Source organism: Micromonospora sp. NPDC005291 (assembly GCF_040607415.1).
Classification (GTDB): Bacteria; Actinomycetota; Actinomycetes; order Mycobacteriales; family Micromonosporaceae; genus Micromonospora.
This window is the reverse complement of sequence record NZ_JBEXGR010000010.1, coordinates 44,645-62,665: the sequence shown is the minus strand read 5'-3', so window position 1 is coordinate 62,665 and position 18,021 is coordinate 44,645. Positions and strand designations below refer to the sequence as shown.

Genomic DNA, 18,021 nt, shown 5'->3' with positions numbered 1-18,021 from the left:
GCGCGCGGGGCGGGGCGGGGCGGGCGGACGGTTAGGTCAGCTTGGAACTGGTGACTTCGGGGTTGCGGGCTCCTAGGAAGAAGATGCCGGGGAAGCCGCGGGTCTCGAACTTGCCGCTCGGGTTGCGGCGCAGGGTCGAGTTTTCGATCTTCATGGTGCCGGTGCGGTTGTTGCTCACGAAGAAGACCGCGCCGCCACCCTCGTTGGCCTTGTTGTTCTCGATGATGGTGCCGGCGATCCGTACGGTGAACTCGTTGCCGTCGCAGTAGATCGCGCCGCCGCTGCCGCCGCCCGGCGTGCCGGACTTGGCCGGGTTGGCGCCACTGCCGATCGCCTCGTTGTGGCTGAGCACGCTGTTCAGCACCACCCAGGAAACGCCGATGCTGCTCAGCGCGCCCCCGTTGGAGCAGGAGCCGCCCTGGCCGGCGGCGCCGCCGAAGGTGCTGCCCACCACGTACACCGGCTTGTTGTCGTACTGGCTCAGCACCCGGATGGCCGCTCCGCCCAGGTCGGGGCCGGTGCGGTCGCAGCGGTTGCGGACGAAGCGGGAGTTGACGACCTTGAACCGCCCGCCGCGTACGAAGATCGCCCCACCACCGCCGCCCTCGGCCTTGTCGCCGGTGGAGTTGCCATCGGCGAAGGTCAGGTTCTGCACGGTGAGCTGCGGGTGGTCCTGGTTCTGGCAGTGCGAGGTCGTCCAGCCCTGGGCCTCGTCGCAGGTGTTCATGTAGAGGATCCGGCGCTTGCCCTGACCGCTCAGCGTGACCTTGCCGCCGCCGTCCAGCACGACCTTCGGCCCGTTGGCGTTGCGGACCTTCGCGGTGGCGGTCATCCTGATCGTCACCGGGGCCGGTCCACAGTTGAACGTGATGACACCGCCGGCCGCGACGGCCTTCACCACCGCGGCGGAGGTGCAGCTCGCCGGGGTGCCGGTGCCGATGGTCCGGGTCGGCTTCGCGGTGCTCACCGCGCGCGCCTCGGCCGGCACGGTGGCCTTGCCGTTCGGGTTGCCGGCCGCGAGCACCTTGTCGGCGGGCTTCGGGCTCGTACTGGCCCCGGGGCTCGCGCTGGCCGGGGTCGCCGGCGCGACGCCCTGGTCGCCGGTCGACAGCGGCTGCGGCTCGGCGGATGAGCCAGGCTGGAAGGTGGGAGCCGGATCGTTGGGCGCGCAGGCGGGCAGGGTCGCGGTGGCGACACCGAGGACGAGCAGAGCGGCAAGCGACGTCAGGCGCACCCCGTGATGCTAGGAGCCACAACGGCGTCGCGACGAATCCGCCATGCCGGCTTAACCCCTGGCTAAGGCTGGATGGGCAGTCAGGCGTGGGAGAGGGCGAAGGCGGTCAGGAAGCCGGCGACCGTGATGAGGCCGACCAGCAGATGGGCGTCCTCGAACGCCTCCGGGACCATCGTGTCAGTGATCATGGCGAGGATCGCACCGGCGGCCAGGGCGGTGATCGTGGCCAGTACCTCCGGCGGTGCGCCTCCCAGCAGGGTGTTGCCGAGCAGCGCGGCCACCCCGCTGACCAGGGCGATCCCGGTCCAGAGCAGGAAGACGTACCGCCGGGAGCGGCCGGCCTTGCGCATGCCGGCCGCGCTGGACAAGCCCTCCGGGACGTTGCTGAGGAACACCGCCGCCACCGTGACCAGGCTGACCGCGCCACCGCTGAGCAGGCTGGCGCCGATCACCACCGATTCCGGTACGCCGTCCAGCAGCGCGCCCACCGCGATGGCCGACCCCGAGCCGGGCTTGTCACTCTCGGAGGGCTGGGCACCTGAGCGCTTCCGGTGCCGTGCGCCGCGCCGGGCGAGGCCCACATTGGCCAGGGTGTAGACGACCGCGCCACTGGCCGCGCCGATCGCGGTGGGCAGCAGCCCGCCCTGCTCGTGCGCGACCTCGATCAGCTCGTACGAGACGGCGGAGAGCAGCACGCCCGCGCCGAACGCCATCACGGAGGCGGTGATCCGTTGCGGCACGCGCGTGAACCAGCCGACCGCCGCCCCGATCAGCAGGGCCGACCCGGCCAGCAACCCCCACCCGCCCGCCTGCAACCACTCCGGCATTCCGGGGACCGTACCCGCACGGCCGGGTGCGGCAAACCGTGCTCAGAAGTCGGCGAAGAGGTACGGCACCTGGCGGGGGAAGATGCCGCGCAGCTCGGCGGCGGCGTCCGGCGGCACCTCGCCCAGGCCTCGCAACGGCAGCTCGGCGGGATCCAGCACCCCGTACGCGAGGGCGGAGAGCCCGGCGGCGGTGAGGGTTGCCGTCGGCACCCGACCGCTGCTGTCGGCGACCAACTCCAGCGCACCGGTCGTACCGTCGAGCAGGTGGCTGCCGGCCAGCCACCGGTCCCCGGTCAGCTCGATCCGGACCCGGCCCGGCCCTGCGGGCAGGCCACTCAACGCGTCCAGTGACAGCAGTCGGGCCATCGGCGCGGACGAACCAGGCCGGCCCACCCGCGCCTCGACGTGCACGTCCAGGTCGGTCAGCCACAGCTCTGGCAACTCGTCCGGCGGAACCTGCACGGTGACCCGTTCGACCTGGTCGACGTGCCGGGCGAAGAACTGCAACAGCAGCGCGCGGGCGAGCGGGTCGGTGAACAGCAGTTCGTTGCCGTGCAGAGTGCCGCCGTGCTCGTCGATGCGGTACGTGACCGCGCCGGTGGTCTCGCCGTCCACCCGGGCGGTGAGCAGCCAGTGTTCGTCGCGCTCGCGCAACCCGACCGCCCGGTAGTCAGGGAAGGTCGCGAAGCCGTGCCGGGCCTGGAGGCAGCGCTCGGTGAACGCACGCCACACCGGGTAGCCGGCGCCGATCCGCTGCCACCCCACCTCGCCGGGCAGTTCGGCACGGACCAGCGACCCCAGATCAGCCGGGGTGAAGGTGACCATGCGTGGCTTGGGCAGCCCGGTGTAGCCGAACCGGGCGTAGAAGCTGGGCCGGAACGGGTAGAGCGCGCTGAGCGCATGCCCCTCGTCGCGCATCTCGTCGAGGAGCTGGTGCAGCAGCGTCCGGACGTGCCCCTGCCGGCGAGCCAGCGGATGCGTGGCCACCCCGGCGACGCCGGCCATCGGCAGCACCACCCCGCGCAGGTTCTGCCGCATCGGGATGGCCGTGACGGCGGCCAGCGTGACGTCGTCCTCCTCGACCACCAGCGTCGTGTTGCCCTCGTGGTAGGGCAGGTAGTCGCGGAACTGCTCGGCCCGCGCCGCACCGAGCGGCGAGGACTCGAAGGCGTACGCGGCCAGCGGGAAGCTGGTGGTGAGGCGGTCGTCGGCGGTCACCCGGCGGATGGTCATCCGCCCATCTCAACCTGCCCCGATGACCTGAGCAACCGGATTGGCCCGATCCGCGCGGATCGCCGAGCGGGCCGTACGGGTCAGCGGGCGACGACGTCGGAGACCACGACTGTCACGTTGTCCGGTGCGCCGGCGTGGTGGGCGAGCTTCACCAACTGCTCGCCGCACTGCTGGCGGTCGGCGTACATGCCCAGCGCCGCCGCGATGGCCTCGTTCTCGACGTAGTCGGAGAGCCCGTCGCTGCACAGCAGCAGCCGGTCGCCGGGGACCACGGTGAGCACACCGATCGCCGGTGGGGTGTCGGCGCCCTGCACGGCCCGGGTCACCAGGGACCGCTGCGGGTGGTGGCGGGCCTGCTCCGGCGAGAGGGTGCCCTGGTCGACCAGCGCCTGCACGAACGTGTCGTCCCGGGTGAGCTGGGTCAGGTCCCCGTCGCGCAACAGGTAGCAGCGGGAGTCACCGACCTGGGCCAGCACCAGCGTCTCCCCGGCCAGCAGCGCCGCGGTGAGAGTGGTGCCCATCCCGTCGCGGCTCGGGTCGACGGTGATGGCGGCGTGGATGCGTTGGTTGGCGGTGCTGACCACGGCACGCAGGGCGTCGGCGGCGGCGTCAGGGTCGGTGGGTGGAGCCAGCTCGTCCAGGATCCGGATCACGATCTCGCTCGCCACCTCGCCCGCGGGCAGCCCGCCCATGCCGTCGGCGACGGCGATCAGGCGGTCCCCGGCGAGGGCGGAGTCCTCGTTGTTGGTGCGGACCAGACCGATGTCGTTGAGGATGACCGAGCGGAGGATCAGCGTCATGGGGACAAGCTTGCCAAGAACACCCCGCATTCGTCTCTACGCCTACTGCGTAGGTCGAGAAATCATTGCGAAATCCGCCGTCGGTCGGGCGAATCGGGGTCGATCGGCGGGGCTCAACGACGCGGATAGCGCAGTAGCAGGCTGGCGGCGACCTCCTCGTCACCCACCGTCGCGTAGCTGTGTGGCACGTCCGACACCCAACGGAGGTGGCCACCGGCCGGTGCGGTCAGCGGCGCGTCGGCCGGGCCGGCGCGCAGCACCCCGGCGAAGACGGTGACGTGCTCGGTGACCCCGGGCTGGTGGGCGGGGGAGAGCTGCCCCGGGCCGGGCGCGACACGCATCCGGTACAGCTCGTAGGTCGCGTCGGTGTCGGTGAACACCTCCAGCAGGGTGGCACTGACCGCGGTGCCGTGCACGGTGGGCCCGGCGGCCGGCTCGGCCAGCACGGCGGTCAGCGGTACGCCGAGCTGCGCGGTGACCGCCCAGAGCGTCTCCAGGGTCGGGTTGCGGGTGCCGTGCTCCAGGCCGGAGAGGGTGGCCTTTCCGACGCCGGCGAGCCGGGCCAGTGTGGACAGCGAGATCCCCCGCTCCTCGCGCAGGGCGCGGACCCGACGGCCGACGACGGCGGGATCCACGTCGAGGCCCGGACGGCGGGCTGGTGGTGGGTGCGGCACCCCGCTATCGTGCTACACGCTGTCGTTCCGTAAACGGAACAGTGGGGAGGGTGGGATGGCCGGACGCGTACAACCGCTGTTGGCGGGCGTGGTGACCGCGCTGGTCGGCTTCGCCAGCTCGTTCACCGTCGTGCTGGCCGGGCTCCGGGCGGCCGGCGCGTCGGACGCGCAGGCCGCGTCGGGCCTGCTCGCCCTCTGCGTGGCGAGCGGGCTCGCCGCGGCCTGGCTGGGCTGGCGGCACCGGATACCGATGAGCGTGGCCTGGTCCACGCCGGGCGCGGCGCTGCTGGTGGCCACCGGGCCGCCGCCGGGCGGATGGCCGGTCGCGGTGGGCGCCTTCCTCGTCTCCGGTGTGCTGATCGTGGCGGCGGGGCTGTTCCCGCCACTCGGCCGCGCGGTGGCCGCCATCCCCAAGCCGGTGGCCGGCGCGATGCTCGCCGGGGTGCTGCTGCCGCTCTGCACCGCCCCGGTCCGCGCGCTGGTCGAGCTGCCCACGGTGGCTGGCCCGGTGGTGGTCGGCTGGTTGCTGCTGCACCGGTTCGCCCGCCGCTGGGCGGTGCCCGGCGCGCTGGTGGTGGCGGTGGCGGCGATCGCGCTGACCGCACCGCCGGCCGGCCTGACCGGTGCCGCGCTGACCCCGTCGGTCACGCTGACCGCGCCGGCCTGGAACGCGTCCGCGCTGATCGGGCTCGCCCTGCCGCTGTTCCTGGTCACCATGGCCGCGCAGAACGTGCCCGGCATGGCGGTGCTGGTCGGCTACGGCTACCGCCCGCCGTTCGGCGCCGCGCTGCGGGCCACCGGCCTGGCCAGCCTGCTCGCCGCCCCGGCCGGCGGGCACGCGGTGAACCTCGCGGCGATCACCGCCGCCCTGGCCGCCGGCCCGGACGCGCACCCGGACCCGGAGCGCCGGTGGGTCGCCTCGGTCACGGCCGGCGCTGGGCTGGCCCTGCTCGGGCTGGGCGCCGGCGTGGCCACCGCGCTGGTCGCGGTCGCCCCGCCGATCCTCATCGAGGCGGTCGCCGGGCTGGCCCTGCTCGGTGCGCTCGCCACCGCGCTCGCCTCGGCGGTGACCGACCCGGCGACCCGGGAGGCCGCCGTGGTCACCTTCGTGGTGACCGCGTCCGGGGTGACGCTGATCGGCGTGGGCGGCGCGTTCTGGGGACTGGTCGCGGGTTGCCTGATGCTGCTGCTCTTCCGCCGCCGATCCGACCCGTCCGCCGCTCCGGCCCCGCCTTCCCTGGAGAGATCAACACCAGATCAGCGAAGTGGTGCCATCCCCGCCGACCGGACACCGCAACATCGCTGATCAGGTGTGGATCTCCGTCAGGTGTTCCCGGCAGTTCGGGCCAGGACCACGGCGTCCGCCCGACGACCCGGGAAGGCGAGGAAGCTCCGCAACACACCCTCCTCGACGAAGCCGGCCGCCGCGAGTACCCGCCGGGACACCAGGTTGTCCGGCTCGACCCACGCCTCCACCCGGGCCAGACCGGCGGTCTCCAGCGCCCACTCCGTGAGAAGTCGCGCCGCCCGGCTGGCCAAACCCTGCCCCCGCGCGGCGGGGATCAGCCAGTAGCCAAGGCCGGCCACACCCGGCTGAGGCCGCAGCAGCAACGTGACCGAACCAACCGCGACGTCGGTGTCCGCGCGGGCGACCGCCAGCGAGAGGCCGGCGCCGTCGGTGGTCCGACTCCATTGCCGGCGTACGAAGGCAGAGCCCGCTTCCTCGGTGAACCGGACCGGGACGGTGGTGGCCTCGGTGATCCGCCGATCCGCCGCGGCCTGCCGAACGCAGTCGAGGTCATCCATCGTCCACGGGCGGAGCCGGACGCGGCCGTCGGACAGGTCCGGTTCCGGTGGCACCAGTGACATCCGGCGGACGGTACGCGCCCGTCGGCGAGCACGCCCACTCCCTGATCCACTCCGGATCGCCGACGTGGCGGTATTCGGGCTCCAGGACACCCCCACATCGCCGATATGGAGTCGATCATCGGCCCGGCCCGGCCCGGCCCGGCCCGGCCCGGCCGCCCGGCGCGGCGGGTGGCGTCACCTTCCAGGGCTGGAGGGCTACTCCTCGGGCGGCAGGTCGGCCACGCCCACAGCCAGGAGGACCCGGCCGTCGGCCACCGACCCGATCCGGTCGGCCGGTACGTAGACCGCGCCGGTGCGGGTCAACTCGGTCGAGACCTTCAGGTAGCCGCTGTGCAGCAGCCGCGCCGCCAGATCGGCCGGAACGTCCGGCTCCTCGACCGCCGTGGCCTCGATCAGCTCGTCCAGGCTGCTGCCCGGGTCGGCGGTCGACGCCTGGACGGTCACCGCGTTCGGGTCGCCTCGCTGGACGAGGTCCACGGTCCCGACCTCGGTGCCGGCGGAGTCGATCACCGGCATCCCGGTGGTGATCCGTGAGATGGTCGCCTGCTGCTCGTCCTGCTGGTCCATCCCAGTGCGGTTCCCGGGGCGGTACGCCGCTAAACGCCGTCGCCGACCCACCCGGCGCTCAGTCAGCCCGGCAGCGGCAGCGGCAGCGGCAGCAGCGGCGGCGCACGGGGGCGGCAGGCACGGAGAGCGTGATGACTCTGAGGCATATTTATGCCACAGAGTCATCACCGTCGAAAGCACTACCGCCTCCAGGGCCCGGAGCGACACTGGCGGGCGACGGACCGCGTCGCCAGAGGCACACGGCACACCGCACCCGGCGGCACCGCGCAGACCGCCCGGTCAGCTGTTCGGGAGGGTCCAGCCGCCCGGCGGGCGAGGGGACAGCTCCCGCCAGGTGTCCGGGCCGTCGAGCAGCGCCCGGACCGTCTCCTCGGCCTCGTCCGCACTGCCGTACTCGTAGAACCGGGAGATGCCCTCGGCGCCGCCAGCGCGTTGCTCGACGTGCCACCGGTCGGCGTCCACCCGCAGGAAGACATCCCGCCGGGCCAGCCGCCCCCACTTCCCGTTCCACCAGTGCTTTCGCTGCTCCATGGCCGGACTCTATCGAACACATGTACGAGAAGGTGCGGCCCCTGCGGGAATCCCACAGGGGCCGATGTGCATCCGCTCGCGTCAGCGCGGCGCCGGCGGCTCGGTGCGGCGGCCCAGTACGTCGTCCAGCGCCCCGCGCTGCTGGCCCGGGGTGGTGTGACCGGCGGAGACCAGCGCGTCCCGGATCTCGGTGAGCAGCTTGACCTCCTCGCTCGGTGCGGAGGGCGGCGGCTCCTCGCCCCGCTTGCGCCGCTCGGCCAGCTTGTTCATCGGGAACACCACGAGGAAGTAGAGCGCCGCCGCGGTCAGCAGGAAGGTGATCACCGCGTTGACGAAGCTGATCCAGTCGAACTCGACGCCGCGGACCGTCCAGGCGGCGCCCGCTAGGCCGTTGTCCTTGCCGGTGATCAGCAGCACGAACAGCGCGATCAGTGGTTTGAGGAACGCGTTGGTCAGCGACGTGACCACTGTCGTGAACGCGGCGCCGATGACGACACCGACCGCCAGGTCGACGACGTTGCCGCGCATGATGAAGTCTTTGAAGCCCTTGAGCATCCGTACTCCTGAGGTGTCCGGTTTTCTGTCCGGCACAACCTATGCCCCTCCGGCGGGCTCCAGAAAAGCGCCGGCTTCGATCGCCGCCCGGCCCGGGTCGCCGGCCCGGATCGCCTCGACCAGCCGGGTGTGGTCGACGTAGCGCTCGGGGATGAGCGCGTCCCCCATCGCCTGGGCGACCGTGCTGCGCAGGGCGGCGCCCACCGAGCCGTACAGCTCGCCGAGCATGGCGTTGTGCGCGGCGGCGACCACCGCCGTGTGCAGTGCCGCGTCCGCCTCGACGAACGCGTCGATCCGGCCGCCGTGCCAGGCGGCCTCGCGTTCGGCGAGCGCGCCGTCGAGCGCCGCCAGGTCCTCCGGTGTACGCCGCAGCGCGGCGAGCCGGGCGGCCTCCACCTCGAAGGCGCGGCGCACCTCGATGACCTCGGTCATCCGGTCGTCGCCGAGTTGGCGGGCCACCACCGGCGCCAGTTCGTCGGTGGACACCACGTACGTGCCGGAGCCCTGCCGGCACTCCAACACCCCGGCGTGCACCAGGGCGCGGACCGCCTCGCGGACCGTGTTGCGCCCGACGCCCAGCGCGGCGACCAGTTGCGGCTCGGTGGGAATGCGCCCGCCGACCGGCCACTCGCCGCCGAGGATCCGGGCGCGGAGCTGCTCGGTGGTCTGCCGGACCCGGTGGCCGCGGGGCGGCACCGGCGGCGCGGAGGGGAAATTAACCGACGGTGGCACTGGTTACATCACCGGTCCCAAATTCATCCCATGATTGTAGGTTAGAGGTCATGACCCCGCCACCAACCGCCGCTTCGGCGCCGCCCGCTCCCGTCGCCGTCGACCCTCGCCCGACGCGCGACCCCGGTACGGGCCGTCGGACCCACCCGGCGACCGGCGGCGCGCTCGTGCTGGTCGGGATGCTGCTGGTCGCGCTCAACCTGCGCGCCGTGGTGACGAGCCTCGGCGCCCTGCTCGACGAGGTCCGCGACGGGCTGGGCCTCTCGGGCGCCACCGCCGGTCTGGTCACCACCCTGCCGACCATCGCGTTCGCCGGTCTCGGCGCGCTCACCCCGTGGCTGGTCCGCCGGGTGGCCCCGGCCCGGGTGCTGGTGGTCGCCATGCTTGCCCTCGCCGTCGGCCAGGTGCTCCGGGTCGTCACCGACTCGACCTTGATCTTCGTGCTCACCAGCGCGCTGGCGCTGTCCGGCATCGCGGTCGCCAACATCCTGCTGCCGATGCTGGTCAAGCAGCACTTCCCGCATCGCACCGGCCTGGTCACCGGGGCGTACACGATGGCGTTGACCGTGGGCACGACGGTGGCCGCCGCCTCCGCGGTGCCGATCGCGCACGCCTTCGGGTCGTGGCGGGCCGGGCTCGGCATCTGGGCCGCGATGGCCGCGGTGGCCGTACTCCCGTGGGTGCCGCTGGCGCTGAGGGCTCGCGCCGCCGCGCGGCGAGCGACCCCGACGGCGGTCGAGGTCGCACCGACGCGGGTCCGGCCGGCGCGGACCCGGCTCGGCTGGGCGATGGCCGTCTACTTCGGGGCGCAGTCGCTCAGCGGGTACGCGATCATGGGCTGGCTGGCCCAGTTGTTCCGGGACGCCGGCTACCAGCCGGAGTCGGCCGGGCTGCTGCTCGCCGGGGTGACCGCGCTCGGTGTGCCGATCGCGCTGGTGATGCCCACCCTGGCCGGCCGGCTGGGCAGCCTGCGCCCGCTGGTGCTCGGGCTGACCACGGCGTCGACACTGGCCTACCTGGGGTTGGCGCTCGCCCCGCACAGTGCCGCTCTCCTCTGGGTCGCCCTGCTGGCGATCGGTCAGGGCGCGTTCCCGCTGATCCTGACCGCCATCGGTCTGCGCGCCCGCACCGCCGAGGGGACTGTCGCGCTCTCCGCGTTCGCGCAGAGCACCGGGTACGTGATCGCCGCCCTCGGCCCGCTGATGGTCGGCATCCTCTACGGGGCCACCGGCGGCTGGACCGCGCCGATCGGGTTCCTGCTGGGCGCCCTCGCCGTGCAGACGACGGCGGGCATGGCGATCGCTCGTCCCCGCTACGTCGAGGACGAGTGACGAACGGCAGCGGTCAGGAGGAGGCCGGAGTCGGTTCGCCGGCGACTGCCTCATCCACCGTCGGGTAGGTGTGCAGCACCTCGACCAGCCCGCTCACCTCAAGGATGCGCAGCACACCCCGCTGCGGGGCGGCCAGCCGGACGACGCCGCCGGCCTCGTCGCAGCTGTTCTTGGCGCGGACGAAGACCGACAGGCCGGTCGAGTCGCAGAACGAAACGTCCGCCAGGTTGAACACCAGCCGGTTGCGGCCCTTGTCGAGCAGGTCGGTGATCTGGTCCTGCAGCTGTGGCGCGGTGGCCATGTCCAGCTCGCCCCCGACCGACACGACGACTACGTCGCCCCGTTGTTCCGTGTGCACCGTCAAGGACATTCGCCAGACCTCCTGTTAGGGGGGAACGGTATCCCACGACCGGGGTCGAACGCAGAACGGGAGCCGTGATCCGGTGGCCATCATCATTCCGTTGCTACGGGGCAAGTAGTCGGTCAGTCCCCGGTGATAGAGTCCGCCCGGTCCAGGTCAAGGGGGTTCGAAATGGCGTTGAGCACCGAGGAAAGTGGTCGACTCGTCGCGCTGCTCGGCGGGAAGGCCGACCGGGTCACGACCCGGTGGACCGAGATCGTCACCAGTTCGTTGCGGGGCCGACTGAGCCAGGCCGAGCTGCGCCGGCAGGTCCAGGATCTGCACGGCGCCATCGTCGTCACCGGCAAGCAGGGCGACATCGACCTGACCGCCGACAACGCGGCCGAGTTGCGGGCCGCGCTCTCCGAGTTGTCCCGTGGTCGGGCCCGGCAGGGCTTCTCTGCCACCGAGACCACGATCAGCGTCTTCGCGCTGAAGGACGTGCTGGCCGAGCTGGTGCAGGAGGCCGGCGGCGCCAACGCGCTGCACGACTACGTCGCCTTCTCCAGGCTGATCGACGAGATGGGCCTGTTCACCTTCGAGAGCTTCGTGCGCACCCGGGAGAGCCTGATCGCCGATCAGGCCGAGCAGCTGCTCGAGCTCTCCACGCCGGTGGTCAAGCTCTGGGAGGGCGTGGTCGCTGTTCCGCTGGTCGGCACCCTGGACTCGGCTCGGGCCCAGGTGGTGATGGAGCGGCTGCTGCAGACCCTGGTCGACACCGGCTCTCCGTACGCGATCATCGACATCACCGGCGTTCCGGCAGTGGACACCCAGGTCGCCCAGCACATCCTGAAGACCGTGGTGGCCGCCCGCTTGATGGGTGCCGACTGCATCATCTCCGGCATCCGCCCGCAGATCGCGCAGACCATCGTCGCGCTCGGCATCGAGTTCGGCGACATCGCCACCAAGGCGACCCTCGCCGACGCGCTGCGCCACGTGCTGCGGTCGGCCGGCGTGGAGAACGCCCGCCGACAGCCACGCCGGGATGCCTGATGGAACGGGTTCCGATCCTCAAGATCGGTGACATCCTGCTCGTCTCCATCCAGCTCGACATGTCCGACCAGACCGCGGTCGCGCTCCAGGAGGACCTCGCCGAGCGGATCGTGGCCACCGGCTGCCACGGCGTCATCATCGACATCACCGCGCTGGACATCGTCGACTCCTTCGTCGGGCGGATGCTCTCCACCATCGCGTCGATCTCCAAGGTGCTCGACGCGGAGACGGTGGTGGTCGGCATGCGCCCCGCCGTCGCCATCACCCTTGTCGAACTGGGGCTGTCGCTGAACGGCATCCGTACCGCGCTGAACGTCGAGCGCGGCATGGAGCTGATCGCGGCGGCCCGCGCCGACGAGCTCGACTACCAGCTCGACGACGATCCGGACGCCGAGACGGCCACGCCGTGACCGCGGGCATCGACTTGGGCCACCCGCAGGCGCAGGCGATCCAGAGCGACCAGGACGTGGTGCGTGTCCGGCAGTTGGTCCGTACGGTGGCGGTCGCCGTCAAGCTGTCACTCGTCGACCAGACCAAGGTGGTCACCGCGGCGAGCGAGCTGGCCCGCAACACCCTGGTGTACGGCGGCGGCGGCTCGGTAGAGGTGACGATCATGGACAGCGGCCGACGTAAGGGCGTACGGATCGTCTTCACCGACTCCGGGCCGGGCATCGCCGACCTCGACCTGGCCCTGACCGACGGCTACACGACCGGCGGCGGCCTCGGCCTCGGGCTCAGCGGGTCCCGCCGACTGGTCGACGATTTCGAGATCGAGACGTCTCCGGAGACCGGCACGCGCATCACGGTCACCAAGTGGTCCCGGTGAATGGCGACCCGGTCACCGACAGTGGCATCTGGTTTCGGGTGGAGGCCGGTAGCGCGACGAGCGCCGTCCGGCGCGCCGCCGAACGCCTCGGTGCGCAGGTGGCGATCGGTGAGGCACGCATCGCCGACCTGGCCATCGTCGCCGCCGAGCTGACCAGCAACCTGGTCAAGCACGCCGACGAGGGCGTCCTGCTGCTCCGGCCGGTACGTCGCGCCGGGGAAGCCGGCGTGGAGTTGGTGGCCATCGACTCCGGGCCCGGCATGGCCGATCTGACCGTCTCGTCCCAGGACGGGCACTCCACCACCGGCACGCTCGGCATCGGCCTGGGTGCCATCGTGCGGCAGGCCAGCTGGTTCGACGGATACTCCCTGCCCGGCCGTGGCACCGTCCTCGCCGTGCAGGTCTGGCCGGCGGAGCCGGCACAGCCGTCCTGGGCCGAGGCGCTGTCCCGGCCGCTGACCGGCGAAACGGTCAGCGGCGACGGGTACGCCGTCCGGGTCGCCGAGGGCCGGCACCAGGTGCTGGTCAGCGACGGGCTGGGGCACGGCCCGCTGGCAGCCGCCGCCACCGAGGCGGCGCTGGCCGCGTTCCGCAACGCTCCGGCCGGCCCACCCGCGGCAGTGGTCGGTCACCTGCACCGGAGCATGTCGCACACCCGTGGCTCCGCGCTCGCGGTCGCCGAGCTGGTGCCGGCGGCCGGTGTGCTGCACTACGCCGGCCTGGGCAACATCTCCGGCGTGGTCGTCGAGGGCGACGGCCGGCGTCGAGGGCTGGTGTCGCTGCCCGGCATCGCCGGCCACCAACGGCCGACAATCCGGGAGTACGACTACCCGTTCGGTCCGGGTGCCCGGCTGGTGATGCACAGCGATGGCGTGGTCGACCGTTGGCGGTTGACCGACTACCCGGGCCTGGCGGAGCGATCCCCACTGGTGATGGCGGCGACCCTCCTGCGCGACGCCGGTGTGCGACGCGACGACGCCTGCGTACTGGTGGCGAGGTCCTGGGCATGACCGGGGAGTCGGCCGCGCTGCCGCTGCTGCAGATGGCGCTGCGAGTCGAACAGGACATCTTCGTGATCCGCCAACGCGGCCGCGAGGTGGCCGCGGTGGTCGGCCTGGAACACCAGGACCAGGTTCGGATCGCCACCGCGCTCAGCGAGGTGGCACGGGATCTGCTGCGGACGGCCGCGGGCGCGGACGTTTCCTTCCACGTCGACGCGGGTGCCGACGGCAGGTTCCACCTGCGCGCCGACCTGGCCCCGGTGGCCCCGCTGCCGGACGGTCGCTACCAGCCGCAGTCCGGCGCGGTGTCCCGACTGGTCGACACGTTGAGCGTGTCGACCGTCGGCGGGGTTACGGTCGTGAGGATGTCCCGACGAGTCCCGGCCAACGCGCCGATGCCGACCCCGGAGCGGCTCGCCGAGTTCCGTATCGAACTCGGCCGCACCGCGCCGGCCAGTGCGTTGGACGAGTTGACCGCGCAGAACGGGCAGCTCATCGCGGCACTCGACGAGGTGCGCAGCCAGCGCGACGAGCTGGCCGTGCTGAACGACGAGCTGGCCGAGACCAACCGCGGTGTGCTGGCGCTCTACAACCAGCTCACCGAGGAGTTGGAGGAGACCAACCGGGGCGTCGTCGCCCTGTACGCCGAGTTGGACGGGAAGTCGGCCCAGCTGCGCGCGGCGAGCGAGTCGAAGAGCCGGTTCCTGGCCAACGTGAGCCACGAGCTGCGCGCCCCGGTCACCGCGATCATCGGGTTGGCGCGGCTGCTCTCCGACTCCGCCTCCGACCCGCTCACCGCCGAGCAGGCCCGCCAGGTCGGCCTGATCCGCTCCTCCGCCGCGGACCTGCTCGGGCTGGTAAACGAACTGTTGGACCTGGCCAAGGCGGAGTCCGGCCGGATCGAGCCCGACCTGGCGGACGTCGACCTGCGCCCGGTCTTCGGTCAACTGCGCGGCACGTTGCGCGCGCTGGCCACCCGCCCTGAGGTGGAGCTGGTGGTGGAGGAGCCGACCGCGCCGGCCGTGCTGCGCACCGACGAGGTGCTACTCGGGCAGGTGCTGCGCAACCTGCTGCACAACGGGTTGAAGTTCACCGAGCGCGGCGAGGTGCGGCTGCGGGCCCGCCAGCACGACGACCGGTGGAACTTCGAAGTCAGTGACACCGGGCCCGGCATCGCTGCCGACCTGCGCGAGCGGATCTTCGAGGAGTTCTATCAGGTGCCGGGCGCGACCCGGGTCGGCGGCACCGGCCTCGGCCTGCCGTACGCCCGGCGGTTGGTGACGCTGCTCGGCGGGACGCTGAAGCTGACCAGCGAGCCGGGCCGGGGCAGCACCTTCACAGTCTCCCTACCGACAGACCGGGTGTGACGGCGTGGAGGGCATGCCGGCGACCATCCTGGTGGTCGATGACAGTCGTACCAAGCGTTACCTGCTGGTCAGCTGGCTGACCCGGGCCGGGTTCACCGTGCTGGAGGCGGAGAACGGCGCGGACGCGCTGGCCCGGGTCGAGGTGGACCGCATCGACCTGGTCGTGCTCGACGTCCGGCTGCCCGACCTCAGCGGCTACGAGGTCTGCGAACAGATCAAGGCACGGCATCCGGCGATGCCGGTGATCCACGTGTCGGCGCACGCGGTGGACGTGGCCGACCGCGCTCAGGGGCTGACCCGGGGTGCGGACGCGTACCTGACCGAGCCGATCGAGCCGGAGGAGCTGATCGCCACCACGCGGGCGGTGTTGCGCTACTACCAGGCACGGCAGCGCGCCGAACTGCTCGCCGAGCGACTGCTCGGGCTGGCCGACACGACCGTGGCGGTGCACGCCGCGCCCACCTTCGTACGCCTGCTGGAAGCCGCCGCCGAGGGTGCCGCGCAGATCTTCAAGAGCCCGGCGGCGGTGATCGCCGAGACGTTCGACGGTGACTGTCTCGCGGGGATCTGCGCCGGTCCGGGCGCGGAGGCCGCGGTGGTGCCGTGGGTCGTCGACGACACCGGGGTGCCGACCGGCGCCACGGTCCGGGTGCAGACCCCGGCGAGCTGGGCGCTGGTCGACTGGCCGGCGGACGACTCGGTGACCGTTGCCGCCGCTCGGCTGCGGGAAGACCGGGCCCCGCTGTACGTGGTGGTTCCGACCGCCACCCAGACCGCTCGGACCCCGGTGCTGGTGCAGCTCGCCCAGGCGGTGGCGGCGGCGGTGGAGGGGCAGCGCTCGTTCGACGAGGAGCACCGGATCGCGGTCACCCTTCAGCGCAGCCTGCTCCCGCGTGGGCTGCCCAACGTGGTTGGGCTGGATCTCGCGGTGCGCTACGAGCCGGCCAGCGCGCAGACCGAGGTGGGCGGCGACTTCTACGAGCTGGTGATGCTCGACGGGCACCTGCTGCTGGCGATCGGCGATGTGGCCGGCCACTCGCTGCACGCCGCGACCGTGATGGCCGAGCTGCGGCACGCGGTGCGGGCGTACGCGGTCGAGGGCCACCAGCCCGGCGAGATCCTGCACCGGGTCAACGAGCTGATGCGGACACTGCTGCCCAACGAGCTGGCCACGCTCTGCGTACTGCTGCTGCACCCGTCGACCGGGCGGGTCCGGCTGGCCAGCGCGGGGCATCTGCCACCGGTGCTCACAATGGACGGCAAGGTCGAATTCGTGCAGCACTCGGCGCCGTTACTCGGCGTCCGTGCGCCTCGCCCGGCCGACCTGGAGTTCGTGCTGCCGGCCGGGGCCACGCTGGTCTTCTATACCGACGGGCTGATCGAGCGACGGGACGCCACCATCGACGAGGGGATGGCCGCGCTCGCCGCGCTCGCCGTCACGGTCGACGACGACCTGGACCGTTTCTGCGCCCGACTGCTGGTGGAGCTGGCCCCGCCGGAGATCCAGGACGACGTCGCGGTGGTCGTGCTGCGCCGCCGCTGAGCCGGTGTCGGCCGCAGCGCGTGGCTGGCGTCAGCGCGTGGCCGGCGTCAGTGCACCGAGCGGGCGTACGCGGCTGGTGACACCCCGGCGACGGCGGTGAAGTCGCGAACCAGGTGGGCCTGATCGCTGTAGCCAAGGTCGGCGGCGAGGTCCGCCCAGTTCAGCGGGCCACCGGCTGCCTGTTCGACGGCCTCCTGGAGCCGGTAGCGGCGGATCACCCACTTCGGCCCGACCCCCACGTACTCCGTGAAGAGCCGCTGCAATCGGCGGACCGGAAGGTCGTGCCGCGCGGCGAAGTCGTCGACGCGCAGCACCGACCGGTCGGTACGGATCGCCTCGGCCAGCCGGACCGCCTCGTCGGCCATCGGGTCCGGCTCCGGTTTCCAGGCGGTGAGCAGGGTGTCCAACGCGCGGCAGCGCTCGTCGTCGGTGCCCGCGCACACCGGGAAGTCGGGGAGTGTCAGCCGGCCGGTGGGCAGCGGCACCCGGCGCCCGGTCAGTTCGGTGACCGGCTGCCGCCAGAACGCGTGGAAGCCACCGGGGCGGAACTGCACCCCACACACCCGGCCGGTGCCGGTCAGCGTGATCCGGAACAGATCGCGGCCCACCCCGGCCACCTCGCCGGACTCGGGCCCGTCGCCGTCACGCCGGAACACCACGTTCACCGCCGGGTGCGGCACGACCCGCTGCTCGAACGGTGTGCTCAACACCCAGTCGATCAACCAGTAGTGCTCGACCCACGGGCGTAGCGACTCCACCGGCAGGTGCCGACGAAAGCGAACCTCGCGCAGCATGCGCCCGGGGTCGAGAATTCCCCGACTGTCGCCACGCGGTCGCTGTCGCATTCTTTCAAGACCACCCTCATACGCTGGCCCTATGACCACTCAGACTAGCGACCTGCTGGCGGCTGCCGCGCCGCGAACCGTCGATGTGGTGCGTGGCATCGCCGACGACCAGCTCGACCTGCCCACTCCCTGCCACGACTACGTGGTCCGTGACCTGCTCAATCACCTTTTCGAGGTGGTGGTCAACTTCCAGGATCTGGCCGTGAAGCGACAGGTGGAGTGGGCCGAGAAGCCCGACCACCTGGACGACGGCTGGCGGGACCGGTTCGAGGCGGAGACCGGCCGGTTGGTCGCCGCCTGGTCGGACCCGTCCACCCTGGAGGGGGTGTCCCCGGGTATGGGCATGCCGCAGGCCGTCATCGGCGGCATGGCTCTGCTGGACCTGACCGTGCACGGCTGGGATCTCGCCGTCGCCACGGGCCAGCCCTACCAGCCGGCCCCGGAGGCGGTGGCCGAGTTGCACGGGCTGGTGGAGCAGTTGGGCCCCAACGCCCGCAAGATGGGCGTCTTCGCCGAACCAGTACCAACCCCAACCACCCCAGCTCCCACCTCCACCACCCCCGACCTGGCCCACCTCCTGTCCCAAACCGGCCGCACCCCAACCTGGCCCACCCCCACCCCCTGACCGGCCCCCCGCCCCCTGACCGGCCCCCCGCCCCCTGACCGGCCCCCCGCCCCCTGACCGGCCCCCCG

General features: G+C 72.3%; 21 protein-coding genes. 9 read left to right on the top strand and 12 right to left on the bottom strand.

Annotated features, from left to right (window positions below; translation table 11 throughout):
- Positions 1-31 precede the first annotated feature (31 nt).
- The 5 genes from ABZT18_RS15985 to ABZT18_RS15965 form a co-directional block, all read right to left on the bottom strand.
- Positions 32-1,234, bottom strand: a complete 1,203-nt coding sequence (locus tag ABZT18_RS15985) for a hypothetical protein (protein WP_354992770.1) — start codon at positions 1,232-1,234, stop codon at positions 32-34.
- A gap of 80 nt (positions 1,235-1,314) precedes the next feature.
- Positions 1,315-2,061, bottom strand: coding sequence for a ZIP family zinc transporter (locus ABZT18_RS15980; protein ID WP_354992769.1), 747 nt, complete (start codon positions 2,059-2,061; stop codon positions 1,315-1,317).
- Positions 2,062-2,103: 42 nt separating this feature from the next.
- The gene (locus ABZT18_RS15975) at positions 2,104-3,294 is read right to left on the bottom strand and encodes a GNAT family N-acetyltransferase (protein WP_354992768.1); all 1,191 of its coding nucleotides are present in this window, start codon (positions 3,292-3,294) and stop codon (positions 2,104-2,106) included.
- An 80-nt stretch (positions 3,295-3,374) separates the two neighbouring features.
- Positions 3,375-4,094 carry a protein phosphatase 2C domain-containing protein gene (locus ABZT18_RS15970; protein WP_354992767.1) on the bottom strand — a complete coding sequence of 240 codons (720 nt, stop codon included), beginning with the start codon at positions 4,092-4,094 and terminating at the stop codon, positions 3,375-3,377.
- Between the two features lie 113 nt (positions 4,095-4,207).
- Positions 4,208-4,768 carry an XRE family transcriptional regulator gene (locus ABZT18_RS15965; RefSeq protein ID WP_354992766.1) on the bottom strand — a complete coding sequence of 187 codons (561 nt, stop codon included), beginning with the start codon at positions 4,766-4,768 and terminating at the stop codon, positions 4,208-4,210.
- 55 nt (positions 4,769-4,823) lie between these two features.
- Here ABZT18_RS15965 and ABZT18_RS15960 point away from each other — a divergent pair, with 55 nt between their 5' ends.
- A complete protein-coding gene (locus ABZT18_RS15960; RefSeq protein WP_354992765.1) occupies positions 4,824-6,074 on the top strand; it encodes a benzoate/H(+) symporter BenE family transporter in 1,251 nt (416 codons plus the stop codon).
- A gap of 17 nt (positions 6,075-6,091) precedes the next feature.
- Here the strand turns inward: ABZT18_RS15960 and ABZT18_RS15955 are convergent, their stop codons facing one another.
- The 5 genes from ABZT18_RS15955 to ABZT18_RS15935 all read right to left on the bottom strand — a co-directional run bounded on the left by ABZT18_RS15955 (position 6,092) and on the right by ABZT18_RS15935 (position 9,022).
- Positions 6,092-6,637, bottom strand: coding sequence for a GNAT family N-acetyltransferase (locus tag ABZT18_RS15955; RefSeq protein WP_354992764.1), 546 nt, complete (start codon positions 6,635-6,637; stop codon positions 6,092-6,094).
- Between the two features lie 195 nt (positions 6,638-6,832).
- Positions 6,833-7,204 (bottom strand): hypothetical protein, encoded by a 372-nt coding sequence (locus ABZT18_RS15950; protein ID WP_354992763.1) that lies wholly within the window; start codon positions 7,202-7,204, stop codon positions 6,833-6,835.
- Positions 7,205-7,483: 279 nt separating this feature from the next.
- A complete protein-coding gene (locus ABZT18_RS15945; protein WP_089018164.1) occupies positions 7,484-7,735 on the bottom strand; it encodes a hypothetical protein in 252 nt (83 codons plus the stop codon).
- 81 nt (positions 7,736-7,816) lie between these two features.
- Complete coding sequence (gene mscL, locus ABZT18_RS15940; protein ID WP_354992762.1) at positions 7,817-8,290, bottom strand: large conductance mechanosensitive channel protein MscL; 474 nt, start codon at positions 8,288-8,290, stop codon at positions 7,817-7,819.
- A gap of 39 nt (positions 8,291-8,329) precedes the next feature.
- Entirely contained in the window at positions 8,330-9,022 is a 693-nt protein-coding gene (locus ABZT18_RS15935) for a FadR/GntR family transcriptional regulator (protein ID WP_354992761.1), read from the bottom strand.
- A 179-nt stretch (positions 9,023-9,201) separates the two neighbouring features.
- Between ABZT18_RS15935 and ABZT18_RS15930 the strand changes: the two genes are divergently transcribed.
- Positions 9,202-10,353, top strand: coding sequence for an MFS transporter (locus ABZT18_RS15930; RefSeq protein WP_354993117.1), 1,152 nt, complete (start codon positions 9,202-9,204; stop codon positions 10,351-10,353).
- Between the two features lie 13 nt (positions 10,354-10,366).
- Here ABZT18_RS15930 and ABZT18_RS15925 read toward each other — a convergent pair whose 3' ends face one another.
- Positions 10,367-10,723, bottom strand: a complete 357-nt coding sequence (locus tag ABZT18_RS15925; protein WP_354992760.1) for an STAS domain-containing protein — start codon at positions 10,721-10,723, stop codon at positions 10,367-10,369.
- 162 nt (positions 10,724-10,885) lie between these two features.
- Between ABZT18_RS15925 and ABZT18_RS15920 the strand changes: the two genes are divergently transcribed.
- The 6 genes from ABZT18_RS15920 to ABZT18_RS15895 are packed head-to-tail and all read left to right on the top strand — an operon-like array spanning position 10,886 to position 16,483.
- Positions 10,886-11,746, top strand: coding sequence for an STAS domain-containing protein (locus tag ABZT18_RS15920; protein WP_354992759.1), 861 nt, complete (start codon positions 10,886-10,888; stop codon positions 11,744-11,746).
- Positions 11,746-12,156, top strand: a complete 411-nt coding sequence (locus ABZT18_RS15915) for an STAS domain-containing protein (protein WP_121657234.1) — start codon at positions 11,746-11,748, stop codon at positions 12,154-12,156. The genes ABZT18_RS15920 and ABZT18_RS15915 overlap by 1 nt, the downstream gene beginning before the upstream one ends.
- On the top strand, positions 12,153-12,572 hold the full coding sequence (locus tag ABZT18_RS15910) for an anti-sigma regulatory factor (protein ID WP_354992758.1): 420 nt from the start codon (positions 12,153-12,155) through the stop codon (positions 12,570-12,572). The genes ABZT18_RS15915 and ABZT18_RS15910 overlap by 4 nt, the downstream gene beginning before the upstream one ends.
- Positions 12,569-13,582 (top strand): SpoIIE family protein phosphatase, encoded by a 1,014-nt coding sequence (locus tag ABZT18_RS15905; protein WP_354993116.1) that lies wholly within the window; start codon positions 12,569-12,571, stop codon positions 13,580-13,582. The genes ABZT18_RS15910 and ABZT18_RS15905 overlap by 4 nt, the downstream gene beginning before the upstream one ends.
- Positions 13,579-14,940 (top strand): sensor histidine kinase, encoded by a 1,362-nt coding sequence (locus ABZT18_RS15900; RefSeq protein WP_354992757.1) that lies wholly within the window; start codon positions 13,579-13,581, stop codon positions 14,938-14,940. Before ABZT18_RS15905 ends, ABZT18_RS15900 begins: the two co-directional genes overlap by 4 nt.
- A gap of 13 nt (positions 14,941-14,953) precedes the next feature.
- Positions 14,954-16,483: a SpoIIE family protein phosphatase gene (locus ABZT18_RS15895; RefSeq protein WP_354993115.1), complete on the top strand. Its 1,530-nt coding sequence runs from the start codon at positions 14,954-14,956 to the stop codon at positions 16,481-16,483.
- A 47-nt stretch (positions 16,484-16,530) separates the two neighbouring features.
- On the opposite strand, the gene ABZT18_RS15890 is transcribed toward ABZT18_RS15895, so the two are convergent.
- Entirely contained in the window at positions 16,531-17,328 is a 798-nt protein-coding gene (locus ABZT18_RS15890) for an AraC family transcriptional regulator (protein ID WP_355251542.1), read from the bottom strand.
- A 31-nt stretch (positions 17,329-17,359) separates the two neighbouring features.
- Between ABZT18_RS15890 and ABZT18_RS15885 the strand changes: the two genes are divergently transcribed.
- A complete protein-coding gene (locus tag ABZT18_RS15885; protein WP_354992755.1) occupies positions 17,360-17,953 on the top strand; it encodes a TIGR03086 family metal-binding protein in 594 nt (197 codons plus the stop codon).
- Positions 17,954-18,021: the final 68 nt, after the last annotated feature.